The sequence below is a fragment of the Congregibacter sp. genome (assembly GCF_045107095.1).
Lineage (GTDB): Bacteria > Pseudomonadota > Gammaproteobacteria > Pseudomonadales > Halieaceae > Congregibacter.
This window is the reverse complement of sequence record NZ_JBGCFU010000045.1, coordinates 36,164-55,984: the sequence shown is the minus strand read 5'-3', so window position 1 is coordinate 55,984 and position 19,821 is coordinate 36,164. Positions and strand designations below refer to the sequence as shown.

The 19,821-nt window shown below is 53.8% G+C and carries 16 protein-coding genes, 1 tRNA gene and 1 pseudogene; 11 read left to right on the top strand and 7 right to left on the bottom strand.

All coding sequences use genetic code 11. The features are described from left to right. The first annotated feature begins 53 nt into the window (after positions 1-53). Positions 54-947 carry a LysR family transcriptional regulator gene (locus AB8B76_RS08635; RefSeq protein WP_405271709.1) on the top strand — a complete coding sequence of 298 codons (894 nt, stop codon included), beginning with the start codon at positions 54-56 and terminating at the stop codon, positions 945-947. Here the strand turns inward: AB8B76_RS08635 and hppD are convergent, their stop codons facing one another. Further along, entirely contained in the window at positions 948-2,033 is a 1,086-nt protein-coding gene (hppD, locus tag AB8B76_RS08630; protein ID WP_405271707.1) for a 4-hydroxyphenylpyruvate dioxygenase, read from the bottom strand. Positions 2,034-2,174: 141 nt separating this feature from the next. Between hppD and AB8B76_RS08625 the strand changes: the two genes are divergently transcribed. Beyond that, positions 2,175-2,645 (top strand): Lrp/AsnC family transcriptional regulator, encoded by a 471-nt coding sequence (locus AB8B76_RS08625; RefSeq protein ID WP_405271705.1) that lies wholly within the window; start codon positions 2,175-2,177, stop codon positions 2,643-2,645. A gap of 37 nt (positions 2,646-2,682) precedes the next feature. Here AB8B76_RS08625 and dbpA read toward each other — a convergent pair whose 3' ends face one another. Continuing rightward, positions 2,683-4,071, bottom strand: a complete 1,389-nt coding sequence (gene dbpA / locus AB8B76_RS08620) for an ATP-dependent RNA helicase DbpA (RefSeq protein ID WP_405271703.1) — start codon at positions 4,069-4,071, stop codon at positions 2,683-2,685. Between the two features lie 91 nt (positions 4,072-4,162). Here dbpA and AB8B76_RS08615 point away from each other — a divergent pair, with 91 nt between their 5' ends. The 6 genes and pseudogenes from AB8B76_RS08615 to AB8B76_RS08590 all read left to right on the top strand — a co-directional run bounded on the left by AB8B76_RS08615 (position 4,163) and on the right by AB8B76_RS08590 (position 9,200). Next, positions 4,163-5,398 (top strand): NAD(P)/FAD-dependent oxidoreductase, encoded by a 1,236-nt coding sequence (locus tag AB8B76_RS08615; protein WP_405271701.1) that lies wholly within the window; start codon positions 4,163-4,165, stop codon positions 5,396-5,398. 72 nt (positions 5,399-5,470) lie between these two features. Next, positions 5,471-6,142, top strand: coding sequence for a sulfotransferase family protein (locus tag AB8B76_RS08610; protein ID WP_405271699.1), 672 nt, complete (start codon positions 5,471-5,473; stop codon positions 6,140-6,142). Between the two features lie 138 nt (positions 6,143-6,280). Continuing rightward, positions 6,281-7,204 (top strand): annotated as a pseudogene (locus AB8B76_RS08605) (RimK family alpha-L-glutamate ligase); the annotation flags it as partial. Positions 7,205-7,213: 9 nt separating this feature from the next. Beyond that, entirely contained in the window at positions 7,214-7,513 is a 300-nt protein-coding gene (locus AB8B76_RS08600) for a cation:proton antiporter regulatory subunit (RefSeq protein ID WP_405271720.1), read from the top strand. Next, the gene (locus AB8B76_RS08595) at positions 7,506-8,585 is read left to right on the top strand and encodes a succinylglutamate desuccinylase/aspartoacylase family protein (protein ID WP_405271697.1); all 1,080 of its coding nucleotides are present in this window, start codon (positions 7,506-7,508) and stop codon (positions 8,583-8,585) included. The genes AB8B76_RS08600 and AB8B76_RS08595 overlap by 8 nt, the downstream gene beginning before the upstream one ends. Before the next feature lie 159 nt (positions 8,586-8,744). After that, positions 8,745-9,200 (top strand): ATP-dependent zinc protease, encoded by a 456-nt coding sequence (locus AB8B76_RS08590; RefSeq protein ID WP_405271696.1) that lies wholly within the window; start codon positions 8,745-8,747, stop codon positions 9,198-9,200. A gap of 55 nt (positions 9,201-9,255) precedes the next feature. Here the strand turns inward: AB8B76_RS08590 and ilvB are convergent, their stop codons facing one another. Then, a complete protein-coding gene (gene ilvB, locus AB8B76_RS08585; RefSeq protein ID WP_405271694.1) occupies positions 9,256-11,115 on the bottom strand; it encodes a biosynthetic-type acetolactate synthase large subunit in 1,860 nt (619 codons plus the stop codon). A gap of 153 nt (positions 11,116-11,268) precedes the next feature. On the opposite strand from ilvB, the gene AB8B76_RS08580 reads away from it, so the two are divergent. Then, the gene (locus tag AB8B76_RS08580) at positions 11,269-12,723 is read left to right on the top strand and encodes a serine hydrolase domain-containing protein (RefSeq protein WP_405271692.1); all 1,455 of its coding nucleotides are present in this window, start codon (positions 11,269-11,271) and stop codon (positions 12,721-12,723) included. A gap of 8 nt (positions 12,724-12,731) precedes the next feature. On the opposite strand, the gene folD is transcribed toward AB8B76_RS08580, so the two are convergent. The 3 genes from folD to AB8B76_RS08565 form a co-directional block, all read right to left on the bottom strand. After that, complete coding sequence (folD, locus tag AB8B76_RS08575; protein ID WP_405271691.1) at positions 12,732-13,625, bottom strand: bifunctional methylenetetrahydrofolate dehydrogenase/methenyltetrahydrofolate cyclohydrolase FolD; 894 nt, start codon at positions 13,623-13,625, stop codon at positions 12,732-12,734. A 15-nt stretch (positions 13,626-13,640) separates the two neighbouring features. Then, on the bottom strand, positions 13,641-14,501 hold the full coding sequence (gene purU, locus AB8B76_RS08570) for a formyltetrahydrofolate deformylase (protein ID WP_405271689.1): 861 nt from the start codon (positions 14,499-14,501) through the stop codon (positions 13,641-13,643). Positions 14,502-14,600: 99 nt separating this feature from the next. Next, on the bottom strand, positions 14,601-17,606 hold the full coding sequence (locus tag AB8B76_RS08565) for a TonB-dependent receptor domain-containing protein (RefSeq protein WP_405271687.1): 3,006 nt from the start codon (positions 17,604-17,606) through the stop codon (positions 14,601-14,603). A 221-nt stretch (positions 17,607-17,827) separates the two neighbouring features. Between AB8B76_RS08565 and AB8B76_RS08560 the strand changes: the two genes are divergently transcribed. Continuing rightward, the gene (locus AB8B76_RS08560; protein ID WP_405271684.1) at positions 17,828-18,376 is read left to right on the top strand and encodes a YaeQ family protein; all 549 of its coding nucleotides are present in this window, start codon (positions 17,828-17,830) and stop codon (positions 18,374-18,376) included. 36 nt (positions 18,377-18,412) lie between these two features. Here the strand turns inward: AB8B76_RS08560 and AB8B76_RS08555 are convergent. Beyond that, positions 18,413-18,489 (bottom strand) — tRNA-Thr (locus AB8B76_RS08555). A gap of 37 nt (positions 18,490-18,526) precedes the next feature. Here AB8B76_RS08555 and AB8B76_RS08550 point away from each other — a divergent pair. Beyond that, positions 18,527-19,789 (top strand): sialidase family protein, encoded by a 1,263-nt coding sequence (locus AB8B76_RS08550; protein ID WP_405271682.1) that lies wholly within the window; start codon positions 18,527-18,529, stop codon positions 19,787-19,789. The last annotated feature ends 32 nt before the right edge of the window (positions 19,790-19,821 follow it).

The window sequence follows — 19,821 nt, the reverse complement described above, 5'->3', positions numbered from 1 at the left end:
AGTTAATATAAAATTAACTATTGGAGTATCCTATATGGTGAAGAATCCATCTTATGCAATTGAATTTTAAGCACTTAAAGTACTTTTGGACCGTCGCCCATGAAGGCAGCCTCGCTCGTGCCTCAGAGATACTGCACATCAGCACACCAGCCTTATCTGTGCAGATACAAAAGCTGGAGGAACAATTGGGCCACAAACTATTTGATCGTAAAGGCCGTCAATTGGTGCTCAATGAGGCAGGCCGAGTAGCGCTGGATTACGCGGACACCATATTTACCGCTGGTGCTGACCTTGTCGGCAGTATGAGTGGCATCGACGCTAAAGCCAGCAAGGTAATCCGCATCGGCGCCATGGCCACTCTCTCCCGTAACTTCCAGGTGAGCTTTCTGTCGCCCCTGCTGACACGTGATGATCTTGATATCGTCGTGCGCTCGGACGGTCTGTCGGTTTTGCTCAAGGAACTGGAAAACTTGCAGCTTGACGTTGTTCTGGTGAACACGCCGCCTACAGTCAGTCACGACATCCCTTGGTTAACGCACCTGATTGATGAGCAAGCGGTAAGTATCGTGGGCAGTCCAGAGCGCGTGGCCCCGGAAACTGACATCAGAGAATTACTCACAACCCAACCCCTCATTCTCCCATCAGAGGCGAGTAGCATACGTAACAGCTTTGACGCGTGGATGGATCGCATGGGGATCCGTCCACGCATTGTTGCCGAGGTAGACGACATGGCCATGATCCGATTGCTGGCGCGCGCCGACCACGGAATTGCTGTCGTACCCCCGATCGTAGTGCGAGATGAATTGGACAGCGGTTTTCTTGTTGAGGCGAAGCATTTTAAAGCTCTCACAGAGAGCTTCTATGCCATCACCTTAAAGCGCCGTTTTGATAACCCCCTGGTGCGGGAGCTCCTCGATGAACACTATCAACTCAGCGCTGTAACTTGATCAGGCAGCGTTATCGGTACCCAAAGCACCGCGAGCCATTTGATCTCGTTCCATGGATTCGAACAGCGCCTGAAAATTGCCCTCACCAAAACCTTCGTCTTCCTTGCGCTGAATAAACTCAAAAAATATCGGCCCCACCAAGGTCTCCGAGAAAATCTGCAGTAGCAAACGCGGCTCACCCTCGGTACTGCCATCCAGGAGAATGCCTCGTGATTTAAGTTCATCTACGGGTTCACCGTGTCCGGGCAAGCGCCCTTCGAGCATTTCGTAGTAAGTGTCTGGTGGTGCCGTCATAAACGACAGGCCACGGGCTTTCAGTCGGTCCCAGCATGCAAGCAGGTCATCACAAGCAAAGGCGATGTGCTGGATGCCTTCGCCGTTGTACTTCATAAGAAACTCTTCGATTTGACCCTCCCCACCGGCGCGACCTTCCTCATTAAGGGGGATACGAATTTTGCCGTCAGGAGCGCTCATTGCACGAGACTTAAGTCCCGTGTACTCGCCCTTGATATCGAAAAAGCGCACCTCCCGGAAGTTGAAAAGCTTCTCGTAAAAGTTCGCCCAATAGTCCATGCGGCCGCGATACACGTTGTGGGTGAGGTGATCGATTAGCTCGAAACCACAACCCTCGGGATGCTTATCAACTCCATCGACGTACTCAAAATCAATATCGTAAATCGCTGTGCCGTCTTCGTAACGATCGATGAGATACAGGATCGCACCGCCAATACCGCGGATCGCAGGCATCTTTAGTTCCATGGGGCCGCAGGGTATATCGATAGGCTGCGCTCCTAGCTCTAATGCTCGCTGGTAAGCAAATGCAGCGTCTTTCACCCTAAACGCCATACCGCAGGCACTGGGGCCGTGCTCTTCGGCGTAGTAGTACGCCGGAGACGACTTTTCATAGTTGATGATGAAATTGATTCCACCCTGACGCCACAGATCAACATCTTTGGTGCGGTGTTTGGCAATCAGAGAGAAACCCATCATTTCGAAAGTTGGCTCCAACAAGCCACGTTCCAGAGCGGCGAACTCCACAAACTCAAAACCATCTAGCCCCATGGGGTTTTCAAACAAGTCTGCCATTTACGGTCTCCAACAGCTGTCCAGCTACTAATTAGGAGCACAAGATTACAGCTTTTCTCGCGAAAGATTCCTTCTTTTCATTGCCATAAAGCGTTATAAAATGGTTGAGTATGCCAATTTACATAGAAATAGAGGCGAATTATGCTAAAAAGTCTTGATAGGACTGAACGACGCATCCTTGAAGCCCTGCAGCAGGATGGCAGGCTGTCCAACGTCGAACTCGCACAAGCCGTGGGCCTCTCGGAGTCACCATGCCTTCGCCGCGTTCGCGGACTCGAATCCGAAGGGGTTATCGCCGGGTACAGCGCCGTAGTCAGCCAAAGAAGCCTTGGACTACAGGTCACTGCTTTTGTGCAGGCACAGCTCGAGAAGCATGATGATCAGAAAACCAAAGCTTTTCTGGAGCGGGTTGCTCAGGAAAAGCACATCATCGAATGCCATGCCATGAGCGGTGCTTACGACTACCTCTTAAAGGTCGTCGCTCAAAGCATGGATCATTTCTCAGAAATTGCGATGCAGGGAATACTGCGCTTCCCGGGCGTGAAAGGCATTGAGTCAAGCTTTAGCCTTCTCACCATAAAGCATCCATCCCCCCTGCCCATCGGCGACTGAAGATGGCCATGGGGACGGTGACAGTTTGTTAAAGGTATTAGCGGACTTTTCGGGCGCGGATACTTCGACCCTTGACCTTACCATTGGCCAGATAATTCATTGCCTGGCGTAAAGCTGTTCTTTCTAAAGCCACAAAGCTCCACTGATCAAAAATCGAGATCTTGCCGATCTGCGTGCCTCCAAGACCCGCATCTCCCGTGAGAGCACCCAAAATATCGCCCGGCCTCAGCTTTTGCTTGCGTCCGGCATCAAGCTGAATCGTCACCATAGGCGCGCTTAGAACGTAATTGGGATTACGATCCAAGGACGGCAATGTGTCACAGGCACAGGGTTGCTTTTGAAACTCCTCGATTTTGCGAATGCGATGCGTCTCTGAGGGAATCACGATACTCATAGCGAGCCCCGTCTCCCCTGCTCGCCCCGTGCGACCGATGCGATGCACATACACGTCAGGATCACGCGGCAGTTCATAGTTGATAACCATCGCCAGAGACTTGATATCCAGACCTCTGGCCGCAACATCCGTCGCCACCAATACCGGGCAGCTGTTATTGGCAAACTGTACCAACACCTGGTCCCGCTCTCGCTGATCCAGGTCTCCGTGGATCGCCCTTGCCTCAATATCGTACTCACGAAGCACACCAGCCACCTCGTCGCACTGCTTCTTGGTATTACAAAACACTACGGCGTTTGCGGGCTGGTAGTGCTCAAAGAGCGCGAGCAAGGTGGTGTGTCGTTCGTGCTTTTGTACTTCGTAGAACAATTGCTCGATGACTTCGTCTGCATGCGCGACGTCCTCGTCTACCGTAACCATACTGGGCTTACGCTGAATGGACTCGCTCATTTTACGAATATTCTCAGGATAGGTTGCAGAGAACAGCAGCGTCTGCCGCGACTTGGGAGTCTTCCCAACGATCGCTTCCATGCTATCGGCAAAGCCCATATCCAGCATGCGATCGGCTTCGTCGAGGACCAGTACCTTCAAGCCATCCAGGCTGAGCGTACTCCGGCCGAGGTGATCTTCGATACGGCCGGGCGTGCCCACCACGATATGTGCTCCATGTTCCAGTGAACCCACCTGAGGACCAAAGGGTTTCCCCCCGCAGAGCGTCACCAGTTTAATGTTGGCCATACGGCTCGCCAATCGCCGCAACTCACCAGACACCTGCTCAGCCAGCTCTCGAGTTGGGCACAGCACCAGAGCCTGCACGCCGAAGAAACGCGGATTGATTGCCTGTAGAAGACCGATACCAAACGCAGCAGTTTTCCCGCTTCCCGTGCGGGCTCGAGCGATGACATCCTTACCCTGCAACACCAGCGGTAAGCTTTGCGCCTGCACCGGAGTCATGCGTTCGTAACCCAGCGCAGTCAGGGCTTCAAATTGCGCCGGAGACAGCGGCAAGACGCTAAAATCTGTGTCACTCATGGGTGTTGCCTCAGAGAATCGGGCGGCATAATAGCAAAGGGCGAGCAAAGACGTCGTGTAACTCGGTCTCACGTTAAAGAGGTTGTATCCGTTGAATTACGACATGGTCATCGTTGGAGGAGGCATTATTGGCCTTAACATCGCATATCAGTGCGCCCGCCGAGGAGCACAGCGAATACTCGTTCTGGAGAGAGGAGCAGGCGTTGGCGAAGGCTCCACGGGAGCGTCCTCCGCAGTCTGCCGTCACCGTTATAGTGCCGACGACCTCACCGTATTGGCTCGCGACGGGATAAATGCTTATCGCCACTGGCAAGAGTACCTGACGCTGGATAACACCCGAGCGAGCTTTCAAAACGAAGGCGTCTTATGGATGCCCTGCGATAACGGTGAATGGGCCCACCGGGAACATCAGCGTTTAGATGACTTGCAAATCCGCAGTGAAATCCTCAGTGCCGACGACACATCCGATAGATTCCCCGCGTTCGCAACCTGCACTCAACAACCTGATCTGATCACGGGAACCGATCACCCCTGCGATCACGGCGGGCTCAATCTGTTTGAAAAAGATGGCGGTTACATCGACCCCGTAAGCGCTGCTCAAGACCTCGTGGACGCCTTGCGTGAGCGCGGAGTTGAGCTGCGATTCAACACGCAGCTTGTATCGATGCAGCGAGAAGATGGCGACACGCATTCTTTGGCCCTTGCTAATGGCGAGACCATTAGCACTGCGCTGGTGGTCAATGCCGCTGGACCATGGTGCGAGTCTCTCAATACTATGGCCGGTTTCGAGCATCCGTGGAGTCTGACCCCCACGCGAATACAGGTGTTCCACCTTGACCGCCCAAGTACTCTGGAAGGGCACATTCCGGTGACTGTAGATACCGCGGGAGGCATCTACTTTCGAACGCAAAACCGCGGGCAACAGCTCATCGTTAGTTCAATCCTGGAAGCGGACGAGGAAGAAGTCGTCGACGATGCGGACAATTTCAGGCGGGAAACCGACGACACATTTGGCGCTCAAAAGCTGCACGCGCTGCAACATCGTTTGCCCGGCCTAGATCTACGATCAAAGCCCTCAGGCTACTGTGGTCTGTACACCATCAATCGTCAGGACGTGCACCCGGTACTGGGCCCGACAGCTATTGAGGGCTACTGGGTAGCCAATGGGTTTAGCGGCCACGGCTTTAAGCTTGCACCCGCTATTGGTGCGATGGTGGCACGAGGGCTTCTTGGTGAGACTAGAGAATTCGACACTGAGGTACCACTAAGCTTTCTGAGCGTGAACCGCACTCCCGTAAAGGTAGACTCCCTATCGGTAATGGCCTGACAACACTCCGCTTAACGCTGCTTTCTGTAGTCGGCCAGTAGCAAAGTTTAAAACCAATCAGTCAAGGAACTCATGACAGTTAAGGTCATTGGAGCCGGTTTCGGACGAACGGGAACCCTCTCGCTAAAGCTCGCGCTGGAAGAACTCGACTGTGGACCGTGTTTTCACATGTTCGAATTAGCCGCACAGCGGAGCCATCTCAATCAATGGGAGAGTGCTCTCAAAGATGAAACGGCAGACTGGGATAGGGTCTTTCAGGGTTATCAATCAACAGTCGATTTCCCCGCCTGCGTTTACTACGCCGAGCTAATAGAAAAGTACCCGGAAGCTAAAGTGATTCTGACGACTCGCGAGTCGGAAAATTGGCACCAGAGTGCGATCAATACCATTCTTACCATACGCCCTAGCCTCCGACAGCTAATCAAAGTCCTGGCCTGTTATCCGTTTTCCACGGAGGCACGGAAGACTTATCGATTCGCTATACACAACCGAGCATTGATCGAGAACAAAGTGTTTGGCGGAAAGATCAGCGATAAAGCGCATGTCATCAAGGTTTACGAGGCCCACCAGCAAGCGGTGAAAAACACCGTGCCAAGAGATCGATTACTTGTCTATGACGTACGAGATGGCTGGGATCCTCTCTGTAAATTTCTTGGAGTTTCCGTTCCAAGCACACCGTTTCCAAGCACCAACGACCGAGGCGATTTTAAAAAGGTGACACGCGATTTGTTCTTCTCGTTTTAGGCTACTGCCAGGAGCAAAACCCCGGCGGGCGGCTACTCAAGGCGGGGCTCCCTCTTTGCCACTTCTTACATTGTAGATCCTGCGTGTTTCGCCACCCGCGTATACTGCCTCCGTTTAACCTCCAAAGAGCATCAAAACATGAAGCTAGCCATTCTGTCCTGCGCACCTCGCTCCTATAGCACTCGTCGCTTGCGTGAGGCGGCGGAGCAACGAGGGCACACGGCCAAAGTACTCAATACACTCAAGTTCGCCATAGATCTCGAGGAGGGCAACCCGGATCTATATTTCCGCCAGAAGCCACTGAGCACCTACGATGCAGCACTCCCTCGGATTGGAGCATCCATTACTTATTACGGCACTGCAGTAGTCAGGCAGTTTCAGGAGATGGACGTTTTCTGTGCGAACACCGCGCACGGAATAGCCAACTCGAGGGACAAACTGCGAAGCCTGCAAATTCTCAGCCGACATCACATAGGCATTCCACGAACTACCTTTGTACGCGACAGGGCCGATGTGCTTCCAGCGATTCAGCGTGTAGGTGGAGCGCCGGTTATCATCAAGCTCATCGAGGGCACCCAGGGTATCGGGGTTCTGCTCGCTGAATCGGTGAAGCAGGCGGAGTCGATTATCGAACTCTTGCAGAGCCAGAAGCAGAACGTACTGATCCAAAAGTTCGTGGCGGAAAGTAAAGGAAAAGACGTGCGAGCGTTCGTGGTGGGAGACCGCGTTGTCGCTGCAATGCGTCGCGTTGCACAAGGACAGGAGTTTCGGAGCAACGTGCACCGTGGCGGTATCGCCGAGGCAATTCAGCTCAGTGATAAATATGCCGAAACCGCGGTGCGTTGCGCTCAGATTCTAGGCTTGAGAGTTGCCGGAGTAGATATGCTTGAAGGCAAGGACGGACCACAAGTTATGGAAGTGAATTCATCTCCGGGATTGGAAGGCATTGAGAGCTGCACCGAACTCGATGTTGCTGGCGCTGTGATCGACTACATTGCTGCTCAAGTAGACTTCCCGGAAATAGATCTTCGTCAGCGCTTAACCGTCAGCAAAGGGTATGGAGTCACAGAAATCTTTGTACCCGAGGGTTCCCAATTTGTGGGCATGCCAATTAGAGACACCGAACTTTCAGAGCGCGATATCAATGTACTTACCCTCTATCGCGACTCCAAGGTCATTCCCAATCCGCGTTCGGATCGTGTACTTGAGCCCGGCGACAAACTGCTCTGCTTTGGCAAACTCGAATCGATGCGTGGAATGATCCCTGCGCGGACGCAACGTAAACGGCAACCCAAGGTGAAAGATCTAGACATGGATACCGTAAACGCCTCCTTTAATGAATCAGATGGAGAAGGTAGCTCGGATGTCTGAGCATAAGACCAATCAGGATCTTGAACTCACGCTTGGTGGTGAGGTTATCAACCCGGGATTTCAAGGGACTATTGAAGTCCCGGTAGCGCCGACCTACACCCACAACGATCTATCAATGACCGTCAAAATAGTAAACGGCAAACGTCCTGGACCCAAGCTGTTTGTGTCGGCGGCCATTCATGGCGACGAAATCAATGGCGTAGAAATCATAAGGCGCTTGTTGGGAAAACCCGTTGTCGAGCGACTGAGAGGAACCTTGATAGCTATCCCGATAGTCAATGTTTACGGTTTTCTCAACCACTCCCGCTATTTACCCGACGGTCGAGATTTGAATCGCTCGTTTCCCGGCACGCCCCGGGGCTCCCTTGCAGGCAGAGTCGCACATACTTTTGTTGAGGAAGTTGTCAGTAAGTGCACTCACGGCATCGACCTCCACACAGGGGCTAGGCACCGCTCCAACTTTCCGCAGATACGCGCCGACCTGGACAATGTTCAGGCTATGGCGATGACAGAAGCCTTCGATGTGCCATTAGCGTTGGATTCAAAGGTACGCGATGGCTCGTTACGCCAATGCGCCGGTGATCTTGGCATCCCGGTCATTCTCTACGAGGCCGGTGAGTCCCTTCGCTTTGACGAAATGTATATTCGCGCGGGCGTCCAAGGCGTGGTCAACGTAATGCGAAGTATAGGCATGCTGCCAAAGTCTCGAGGCCGGCGTCGTTCCGGTGAGCTCATAACCAGCGACGAGACAACTTGGGTACGCGCACCTGAGAGCGGCGTACTCCGGGTCTTTTCGCCGCTCGGGGATCGAGTTGAAAAGGGGCAGCTACTGGCGATGATTGCTGATCCGCTAGGAACGACTGAGACGCCGCTTCACTCACCAGTAAGCGGAATGGTAATAGGTCGAACAAACCTTCCGTTGGTTTATGAGGGTGATGCTGTGTTTCACATCGCGCGCTACGGACGAAAGGTAAAGGCCGTAGAAAAAGGCCTTGAGGGATTCACAGACGCGCACCAACCAAACGACGATGAGACCCTGGACGCCTCTCTGGATGACTTACCCATCGTGTAACCCGCCTCGCGCATCCTGCCCGCACCTCATTATGGACGGCGGTAATGCGCGAGATTAGAAATAGCCAATCGAGGCCCAGATCACACGTGCCTATGTTTAGCTTGCGGATAAGTCGTAAGATATCGATCACTAAACAACCGCTAAAGTGGAACAAAGTACATGGCCCGCGCTAAGCGAGATACAGCAAGTTTTCCAAAAGCGATCATTGGCTGGAGAGAATGGTGTGCGCTACCAGACCTTGCGCTTCCGGGCATCCTCGCGAAAGTGGATACGGGCGCAAAAACGTCGTCATTGCATGCCTTTGATGTTCGGCAAAGTGATCGTGGCGAGGGCTGGATCGATTTTTCCGTGCACCCGGTGCAACGCCGCAAAGCACCGGTAATCCAATGCACAGCGCAATGTGTCGACTATCGTTCGGTAACCAGCTCCAACGGCAAAAGCGAGAAGCGGCCCGTTATTCAGACCACGCTGGAAATCGGTTTCCGGCGCTTCGTAACCGAAATCACTTTGACCAACCGAGATGATATGGGGTTTCGCATGTTGTTAGGACGGCAGTCGCTTAACAAGCGATTCCTTGTGGACCCCTCCCTCTCCTACTGCTGCGGTGATCAGTAAACAACCGGTTCGCCCCGGAAAAAGCTGTTGGCTCTTATAGACCGCGCGTAAAGACCTAGATATTGCTTCCCTGAGCACTAGAATCACTGCTCTTGAGATCATCAGCACTCATGATGATATCCCGGTAAGTGCCTCCCGCCGGGATCATGGGGTATACGTTCTCTTCGGCCTCAACAATGACATCCAATAGATAAGGTTCCTGAGGGTCCGCGAGCATTCTTGCTATAGCGGCCGGTAATTCCGCAGCGCTACGTACCCTTTCTGCCTTGACGCGATAGCCTTTGGCGATGCTCAGAAAATCTGGATAAATATCAACATCATCCCTCGACTTTACTGCCATGGGGTCAGATAGATCAGAGCCTGCACGGTGAGCGTCGTAGATCATGTCCTGCCACTGGCGAACCATCCCCAACCACTGGTTGTTGATCACCACTGTCTTCACGCCAATTCCATAACGATGACATGTGGAGAGCTCATGGATCGTCATATTGAGAGAGCCATCTCCGTCTATGTCAATCACCTGTCTGTTCGGAGCGGCCACCTTTGCGCCGATCGCTGCAGGCAAGCCGTAGCCCATGGTGCCAAAACCAGAAGAACTCAAAAACGAGCGAGGCTGCCTGGATCGGTAAAACTGCATCGCCCACATCTGATGCTGCCCAACTCCCAGGGATACAACGGCGTCCCCATCGGTGGCCTCGCACAGTGCGCGGATTACATGCTGAGGTTTAAGCCCCGGTGAGTCAGACTCTGGGTAGGGATACTCAATTTTCCAGCCATTGACATCGCTCACCCAGGGCCGAGAGTCTACGGATTCACAGGCCTCAAGCATTTGCAGTAGCGCAGGCTTCAGATCAGCCCTGATAGGCAGAGTGACCGTTTTGTTCTTATTGAGCTCACTCCGATCGATATCGATGTGTACGATTCGCGCCTGTTTTGCAAACTCCTGAACATTACCTGTTACACGATCGTCAAAACGCACACCCAAGGCCAGCACCAGATCCGCTTCGTAGATGGCGCGATTAGCGTACTTGGCACCATGCATCCCCAAGACATCGAGAGACAAGGGGTGATCCGGAGGGAAACAACCCACGCCCATAATGGTCCAGGTCACAGGAATCTGTGCCTTTTCTGCCAGTGCCAGTAGGGAAGCCTCTCCCGCGGCAACACCGATACCGCCTCCTGCATAGATAACCGGGCGCTCGCTCTCTCGAATAAGGCGTATGCACTCCTCTAACTGTGCTGGCTCCATGCCCGAAAGCACCGGCTCGGGGTCGTCGATAACGGCGGGAATCCGCGGCGCGCGGTAATCACCCTCAGGGCCTTTGGGATACTGCTGTTGTATGTCTTTTGGGATATCGATGAGCACGGGGCCCGGGCGATTACCTCCAGCCAAACTGAAGGCTTCGCGCACCACTTCAGGGATATCGCCGACGCGCTTTACCAGATAGTTGCGCTTGGTTATGGCCTCGGTAACCGCAACGATATCCACCTCTTGAAAAGCATTTTTCCCTAACAGGTGCGACGGCACATTGCCGGTTATCGCCACCAGGGGGGTGGAATCACTATTCGCATCGGCAATACCGGTGACGAGGTTGGTTGCTCCCGGACCGGATGTTGCCAAACACACACCCGGGCTACCCGTTACGCGGGCATAACCCTGGGCTGCATGCACCGCGCCCTGCTCATGCTCAGTACGGATACACGTGATACCAAACTGGGGCAATACATCGAATATTTCGAGATTAGCGCCACCGGGATATCCAAAGAGCGTATCGACGCCTTCCGCAACAAGGCATTTTGCCAGTATCTGAGCTCCGCGCAGCGCGGGGGCTTCGTCTCCCTGCGCGGCATCGACAAAGGATCCCCCTGAGACCGTATCGCGGGTACCGTAGGTAAGGCTATCTCCCTTTGCCACTCTCGCTCCTGAAACTTGATGTTGATACTCCTATTCTAGACTGATCCCTTACACCCCGTCTTTAAGGCAATATCGCTGAGTTGCCCTGACCGCGCCTCCCCGTTCTCCTCGGCGGCGTGTATAGTCGCTGCTCAATCGTAAACGGGGTTTTCAATGCTTAAGGTTCGTCTGCCAGGAGTTATGCTCCTTACTCTCAGCGCTACTCTCGGCTTCAGTATCAGCATGACAAGCCAAGCAGCTGAGGGAGAATACGACTACTTCTCCGCTAACCGTCAGCTCATTCGCAACGGTGTACAGTCCCTACTTACCTGTAACGGCTTATTCACCTCGAGAAGAACACTGGAACAGGTCTTCGATCAGGAGCTTGCATACCTAGGTGAGCACACGCTGGGTGACGCAAGCGGCGGCCCCTACACAGTGCATCCCCGGGAACAGGCAATCAGCGTCGGCGGCGGCGAGAACGGCCCGGCAATTCTCTCGGCGTTCAGAAAAGGCATTGGTTGCGTGGTGATGGCGCCGGACATGAGTCTGGAAGACATCGACAGCTTACCTCAGTTAGAAATGCCCTACCCGAAAACCGATCCTCGGAGCCTTGACTGGCCAAATGGGGACGCAAACGCAGTCGTAGCGATGCCCACCACCATTAACAACGACGCCCTGCAGCAAGCCTCCGACTGGGCTTTTAATCGGGAGAGTGAAGAGCAAGACACTCTGAGCCTGTTGGTCATTCATAAAGGCAAAATTATTCACGAACGCTATGCCGAGGGCATCGACCAAACAACCCGCACGAGAACCTGGTCCACCGCCAAGAGTATCGCGGCAACACTTATTGGCATGCGTGTAGACAGCGGGGCAATGGCGCTAGATGCCCCTCTAAAAATCGACTGGTCGCCCAAGTTATCCGGAGGGGAAGACCCCAGAAACGCCATCACCCTTCGCCACCTTTTGAACATGTCCAGCGGGCTGTATCCCATCGACAGTTTCAACATGGAGTACGCCACGGGCTCTGGTTTGTCCTATTGGGCAGGGGCGAGCTCTGTGGATGGCGCGCGCAACCGTGGCCTTGTGCGCGAGCCGGGAACCTTCTGGGATTACGAAAACTACGACACGCTACTGGCGGTAAAGGCCTTCAAGAACACGCTGGGCAGCGATGCGGCCTATCGGGAATTCCCAAGAAAGCGTCTGCTGGATCGTATAGGGATGCGGAACACACTCTTGTCTACCGATCGTTTTGGCGACTTTATTCTCAGTAGTCAGGTTTACACCAACGCCAGAGATCTAGGCCGTTTTGGCCTTCTTTATCTCAACAAGGGCATGTGGGATGGCGAGCGATTAATCTCCGAGCAGTGGATTGAGTTTTCCCGTACTCCCGCACCCGCCTCGGCGTCCAGAGGTAACGATTACGGTGCTCAGTGGTGGCTGGTCCCCGACAATCGCAAAAAGGACGTGCCTGCACGAGCCTACAGCACCGCGGGCAACAGAGGGCAATACGTGATTATCGATCCCACCCATGATCTGGTGATCGTGCGGCGAGGTCTGGACTACGGCAAGCAAGGCTTCAATCGCTGGGATTTACTGCGCGAAGTGCTAAAAGCTTTCCCCGAATAGATGATGCGCTAGGGAAGTTCGCAAACCACGCGGTGCTGCCTACAGGCGGCCACAACGGTGTTGCGTAGCAAACACGCGATCGTCATGGGGCCTACACCGCCCGGCACAGGCGTAATGGCTCGGGCGTTTTCTGCTGCCTCTGCGAAAGCAACGTCCCCTACCAAGCGCGCCTTTTCCTGTCCCTCTAATTGGACTCGGTTGATACCGACATCAATGACTACGGCGCCTTCCTTCACCCAATCACCGCGAACCATCTCTGGCCTCCCCACGGCAGCCACCAAAATGTCAGCCGTCTGGCAGAGCGCTGGCAAATCGCGCGTTCTTGAGTGCGCCACGGTAACAGTGCAGCTCTCGGCAATAAGCAACTGCGCCATGGGCTTACCTACGATGTTACTTCGTCCCACTACCACCGCATTGAGTCCCGCCATACCGTCGGGAAACTGCTCTCGGAGCATCATCAAGCACCCCAACGGCGTGCAAGGCACAAGCGCAGTAGGGTCCCCGTTCGAAAGCCCACCCGTGTTCATCGGGTGAAAACCATCTACATCTTTCGCTGGATCGATGGTCTCAATGACAAGCTGTGCATCGATGTGATCGGGCAGAGGCAGTTGCACCAGAATCCCGTTAACCGCGTCGTCTTGGTTCAGTGTCTCTACCAGACCCAAGAGCTCCCGTTCACTGGTGCTGGCGGGCAACTTATGCTCGAAGCTACGCATCCCCGCCTCTGCTGTTTGCTTGCCCTTATTGCGCACATACACCTGGCTCGCAGGATCTTCTCCTACCAGGACCACCGCCAAACCCGGCACCCAACTGTGCTCCGCGTCAATTCGGGAAACCTCGATGGCCAAACGCTCGCGGAGTGCTTGCGCCGCCGCCTTGCCGTCGATGATTGATGCGCTCATGAATACTCCATTTAGTTAAAGAACAACGGTCCGTTGACCATTGAGAATGACACGCTGCTCACAGTGTAGTCGAACCGCCTGAGATAAAGCGGTAGCCTCTGTGTCGTGGCCCAGATGGACCATTTGTTCTACGGAAATTTCGTGATCAATGGGCCTGACTTCCTGCGCAATGATTGGGCCCTCATCTAAATCGGCAGTGACGTAGTGCGCCGTGGCGCCAATCACCTTCACCCCCCGGTCGTAGGCCTGATGGTAGGGTTTCGCCCCTTTAAAGCCGGGCAAAAAGGAGTGATGGATGTTAATCGCACGACCCGACAGCTTTGCGCACAAATCGTCTGACAGAATCTGCATGTAGCGCGCAAGGACCAAAAGATCAGACTCACTCTCATTAAGAATCGTGAGCATCTTCGACTCTTGAGCGGGCTTCGTCTCAGCACTTACAGGCAAATAATGAAAAGGAATATCGTGCCATTCCGTAAGTGCCCGGCAATCCTCATGATTACTCACCACCGCCACAATGTCGGCCGGCAGAGCCCCCGCACGCTGCTTTGTTAACAGCGCTGTCAGGCAGTGGTCATACTTGGAGACCGCGATGACGATCTTGGGTAGTGCGGTGACACAACGTAGCCGATAGTTCATTTTCAACTCATCAGCCACCGGCTTCAACCGTGTTTCAAACTGACTCAGACTACAACTCATCCCGCTGACATCAAACACACACCGCAGGAAAAACGTATTGCTCAGTGGGTCCGTGTAATTTGAGATCTCGGTTATGTTGATTCCGCATTCGTAAAACAGGTTCGAATAGCGCGCCACGACGCCGATGGAATCGGGGCAGGAAAAACTCAGCACGTAAGATAGTGAGGAATTGCTCAAGGGAAATTTCCCGTCTTTCGTTACAAATAGTGCAACCAAACAACACGATAAAAAAAGCCCCGCCTCCTCTCGAAGGCGGGGCTTTGTGATCGAGTTAGCTTAGAAGCTGTAGTTTACACCAACACGCATGCTCCAGAGTGAGGTTCCACCCACTCGCGACTCTTCTGCATTGTTGTCGATATCTGACTGAGTGACCCCAGGACGATTAGGCTGTCGGAAGATACCCCACTCGTCGTTGATCAAGTTAGTCAGGTTATCCACAACCACAAACAGACTGCCGCGATGCTCTGGGCTAAAGCCTGGAAGCTCCTGCGTGATACGCATATCGACCTTACTAAACGAAGATCCTGTCTCGCCGTTACGCTCGCCACCGATAGGCAGGACATTTGGTTCGAAGTCCAGGAATGGCTGGAAGCCATACGCGCCGATCGTGCCAGCTGCTCCGTCCAACGTCAGGCTGTAAGGCAGCCCCGAGTTGTACTGACCAAACAGTGAGATGCGTGTCTCGTAGCCGTTGAAGAAGTCTGCCGTATAGTTAAGGACCGTAGTGAAACGGTGCTCCACCTGCCAGTCTGATGTTCCCAGAGTTTCCGCCTGGGGATCTTCAAAGGCGCGGAAGATGTAGTTTGAGAAAGCTACCGATGAGCCCATGGGGTTAACGTCTTCGGCCTGGGTGTAGGCATAACCTACACGCAGATCAAAACCATTGTCCCAGCTCTTGAATCCACTGAAGGACAGTGACTCAGATTCGTTACCGTTGCTGGAATTGGTCAGCTCAAATGCTGCCTCACGAACACTCTCGTAGATGGGATAGCCCAAGTCGTTAGTACCGACTCGCTCAAGATCCGCACGCTTGTAGATAGCGGTATCTTCACCACGACTGATCTGCAGGTCTGCAGTCAATACCCACTCCATAGGTCCGTACCAGGTCAGACCTGCGGTGTACTTCCACTCGCTTGGGATATCAAAATCTGGATCGAGGTAGATGATCTCAAAGTTGCTACCGTCGCCTGATCCCACAACGTCTGCGATATTCTGCGGTACACAGTAGCCTGGGCCGGAAGGTACGCCGTCTTCACAGTTCACGTAGTTCTGTGAGAACAGGTCTACGTCATCGATACGCGCCTGAACAGCGGTAGTCGATGTGTTGCTGTAGGTGTTAGACAACCAAACGTTGGGATTACCACCCGAGAACAAGCCAACACCTGCACGCAGGGTTAAGTCCTCAGAGAAGTCGTAAGTTGCGCCAAAGCGAGGCTGAATCAAATCGCGACCATCGAGCGTCTGATCGTTGCCAAAACCATAGCTATCCGCAAAATCCTGGTTCAGGTTCGGGGCATCGTCAGTTTCGTAACGATCGTAACGAAGACCAAAGGTCATGCGCAGTTTGTCGTTAACCTGCCACTCATCCTGCAGGTACAGGTAGTTAATGGCGTAGCTGAATGACTCAGCAATGTCATCCTGATTGTTTGAGATGGCGTTACCGTAGTAAACGCGATCAGCCAATCCATTGCGGAAGTTCTCGATACCGTCAAAGCGAATCTCTGTATCTACGTGTTGGTAGAACAGGTTGAAGATGTCGTACTCCTCACGCTCGAAACCACCGGTGATCGTATGCGCACCCAATTGGTAGCGACCACGGAGAACCAACTGGTCGATGGTGTAATTCAGCTCGTTTGCGTGACGGCTGTCGTCTCCGCCGAAATACACATCAACATCATCGAGTTCGACCCGGATTTCACCGAAGTCATTGCCCGCACGTGGCGCCTGCAAGAAATCAACGTCAGTCCGTGCAACACGAAGCTCCGTGGAGAAGTTTGGTGTCCAGTCGGAGTACAGGCTAGCGATGATGGATTCAAGTTCTGCGCCACGGTTATAAAAGTGATCCGCGAATTCGAACTCGTTAAGGTCGCCATCGGACTCCGTTACGTTAAAGGAGTCGTTATACATATACGTCAGAGCGACGCGCTGAGTGTCTGTGGCATACCAGTCCAACTTGGCGATGTATTTCTCGTCTTCGAAGTCCGTGACCCCTGGAGTGCTGCTACCGGGAGCGTACTGATAGACGTCGTTGGCGATCTGACGAATCTCGTCAAGCTCCGCCTGGCTAACCTGTACTTCGTTAATCGCGCCAGAGCCAATGGCTCCACGATTGTTAAAGTCGACACCCTCGTACTTCTCGTAGGCGCCATAAAAGAACAGCTTGTCTTTAATAATCGCGCCGCCGGCTTCGAAGCCGTAGCGCGTCTCATCGTAATCAGGAACCTCTACGCTCTCGCCTTCCAGAGAATCGCCCTGAAGCGCATCGCTGGTGTAATCCATGAACAGCGAACCGAAAAGCTCGTTACCACCGGACTTGGTCACCGCATTGATGTTACAGGCGGAGAATCCGCCATAAACAACGCTCATAGGCGCCATTTCTACTGCGACGCTAGATACGGCGTCGAAGGGAAACGGCATACGCTGAGTAGGATAACCATTGGAGTTCAGACCAAAGCCATCGTTCAAGCGGATACCGTCAAGCGTCAGGCTGTTAAAGCGCGGGTTGGCGCCGTTACACTGGATCGCATCGGCTGAGCCAGACTGATCGATATAAATGCGTGGATCCTGACCAATAACATCATTGATGTTTCGGTTAATGGCCGGAGAGTCCTGTAGATCCGAAGCACTGAACACAGCGGTCGGCCCAATCGCCGTTTCGGCTACCGATACAGCGCGACCCATTACGACAACTTCTTCTAGAGAGCTGCTGAGTCGGTAGTTCATCTGCACGGACTCACCTACGGTCAGGGGCAGACGCTCTGTTCGCGCTGTTCCTTCGCCGGAAGCGTTAACGGAGACACTGTAGTCAACACCTGCAGGCAGCTGCCGCACAAAGTAGCTGCCCGTTCCGTCAGTTGTAGCACGCTTGGTAACACCTGTTGCCAGGCTTTTGATTTCTACCTCGGCACCGGCAATCGGCTGACCGTCAGAACCCGTTACGACGCCGCGAACGGCGGCGCTGGTTTCTTGAGCATAGGACGGCATAGAAAGCGCAACGCCACCTATAACCGATGCACTGGCGATCGCACGAACGAGCGCTTTACGAGCAAACATTTGAGACATGGTTTTCTTCACAGGAATAGCCCCCCTCAGAGCATTTGAAGACGCGAGAATGCTAGAAACTCAATGTTACAGAAGTGTTACAGATTGCCGCCAGAACGGTATTCGGTAATAAGACCCAAGTACCGCAAAAAGTTGCGTTTGCGATTGACAGGTTCACAATCGGAGCGATCACAAACCCTCTACTTAAAGAGGTTATTAAACAAGCCACGTAAAGGTCTGATATGGCTCTAAAATCTACCGTATTCAAGATTAAGCTGAACGTCGCGGACCTTGATCGCCACGTCTATGAGGACTTTTCTCTGTCCGTTGCCCGTCATCCATCGGAAACGGATACGCGCATGATGCTGCGCGTCGCGGTTTTCGCTGCGCACGCCCACGAGTACTTACAATTTGGCCGGGGCATCAGCACCGACGACGAGCCCGACCTTTGGCGAAAGGACCTGACAGATTCCATTGAGCTTTGGATAGAGCTGGGCACTCCGGACCCCGACAGGCTGCGTAAAGCCAGTGGTCGCTCCAGGGCAGTGGTGCTTTACGCTTATGGCGAACGCGCCCTGAATGTATGGTGGCAGAAACACGCAAGCGCCCTCGCCCGCTTCGAGAACCTTTCGGTTTACAGCGTGAATGACGACGAGTTGGCGGCTCTGGCCGCGCTCGCCTCTCCTAACCTGGCGTTGCAGTGCACGATTTCTGAAGGGGAGCTTTTGTTTACCTGCGAGGGCCAGTCGGTGCAGTTAAAGCCCGTTGCACTGCAACGTATGGGCGAATAGCGTCTGCCAGTTTTGATGGCGAGTGACTTTAGAAATTGGTGCCGATGATAGGATTTGAACCTACGACCTGCGCATTACGAATGCGTTGCTCTACCGAGCTGAGCTACATCGGCGTGGTATCGAAGTCTACAAACTGCCCGGAGGATTGTCATGACTGATTTGAAGTCGCTGCTTTTACTGTCTACCTATATGGCCGTTAGCGCTATCACACAGGCCGAGGTCGAGACCCAAACCGCAGCGCTAGAACTACAGTCCCGTACCGATCATCTGGATACTCTCGCCCGCGAGCCCATGATTGTGCAGCACCCCGATGGCGCGCTGTTTGTATCAGGATATCCCTCGCAAGTGACTGGAAGAGACTGGACGGTACCGCCTCTGCTCTGGCGCAGTGATGATGACGGCAAAAGTTGGAAACGTGGCGATGTGGGTTCCAAAGAGAGTGGCGCTCAGGGCAATTCGGATGTCGACCTGAGCATTGGACCCAAGGGAACCCTCTATATGACCTCTATGGGATTTAACAGAGAGACACGAGCAGGAACCCACATTGCCATAGGTGCCAGTGTTGACGCCGGTGAGACCTGGAATTGGCAGTTTCTGTCGCAAAACAGATTAGACGATAGACCCTGGGTTGCTGTGGGAGAGAACGGCACGGCTCACGCGATTTGGAACGGCAGCGCTGGCGTGAGCTACACACAAAGTATCAATCAAGGAGCTGCATGGAGTGCCCCCACAGCAATTGCGCCCAGTGGTGGCTCAAGTCATTTAGCGGTCGGGACAAACGGCAGGCTCGCAGTTCGAGTCTCACCTATCGGTGCCTCGGCAAACACTTTCGATTTGGAGTCGGACTACCTGTTGGTCAGCAACGACGATGGAGCCACGTGGACCAAGCAGGAGCCGCCCGGGCGCATTGAGTGGGACCCGACATTCGCAGATCCCGCAGCCGTGCCCCGATGGGTTGAGCCCTTGGCCTGGACGGCCGACGGTTCTCTGCATCACGTCTGGAGCGAAGGTTCGGAGGTCAAACACGGGGTTTCGAAGGACTTGGGCGAGACCTGGCAAATCAGTGCCGTCTCGACTACTTCCGGCATAGCTTTTTATCCATTCCTTACCAGTAACGGCGAGAACAAGCTTGCCGCCACATGGTTCGTGAAGGACGCTCAGGGCGTCTCGGCTCGGCTCGCCCAACTGAATTACAGTCCCCACACTGCTGCCGTCGAGGCTCACGAGGCCGCTCCCTTCGTCCCTGATGCATGGGAAGAAACCGTTGCGTACAAGTCTTTATCTCCCGCCGGCGAATACATACCCGTCAGTTTTTTAGCGAATGGAGATCTCGCTGTGGTTTCGCCCGTACAAAATGTTCATGATCAGCGTTGGGGCTTCACCTTCTGGCGCTTCTCCTTGGTAGCAGAATAGTCTTTCACTGACGACGGACAGGACACTCGAAT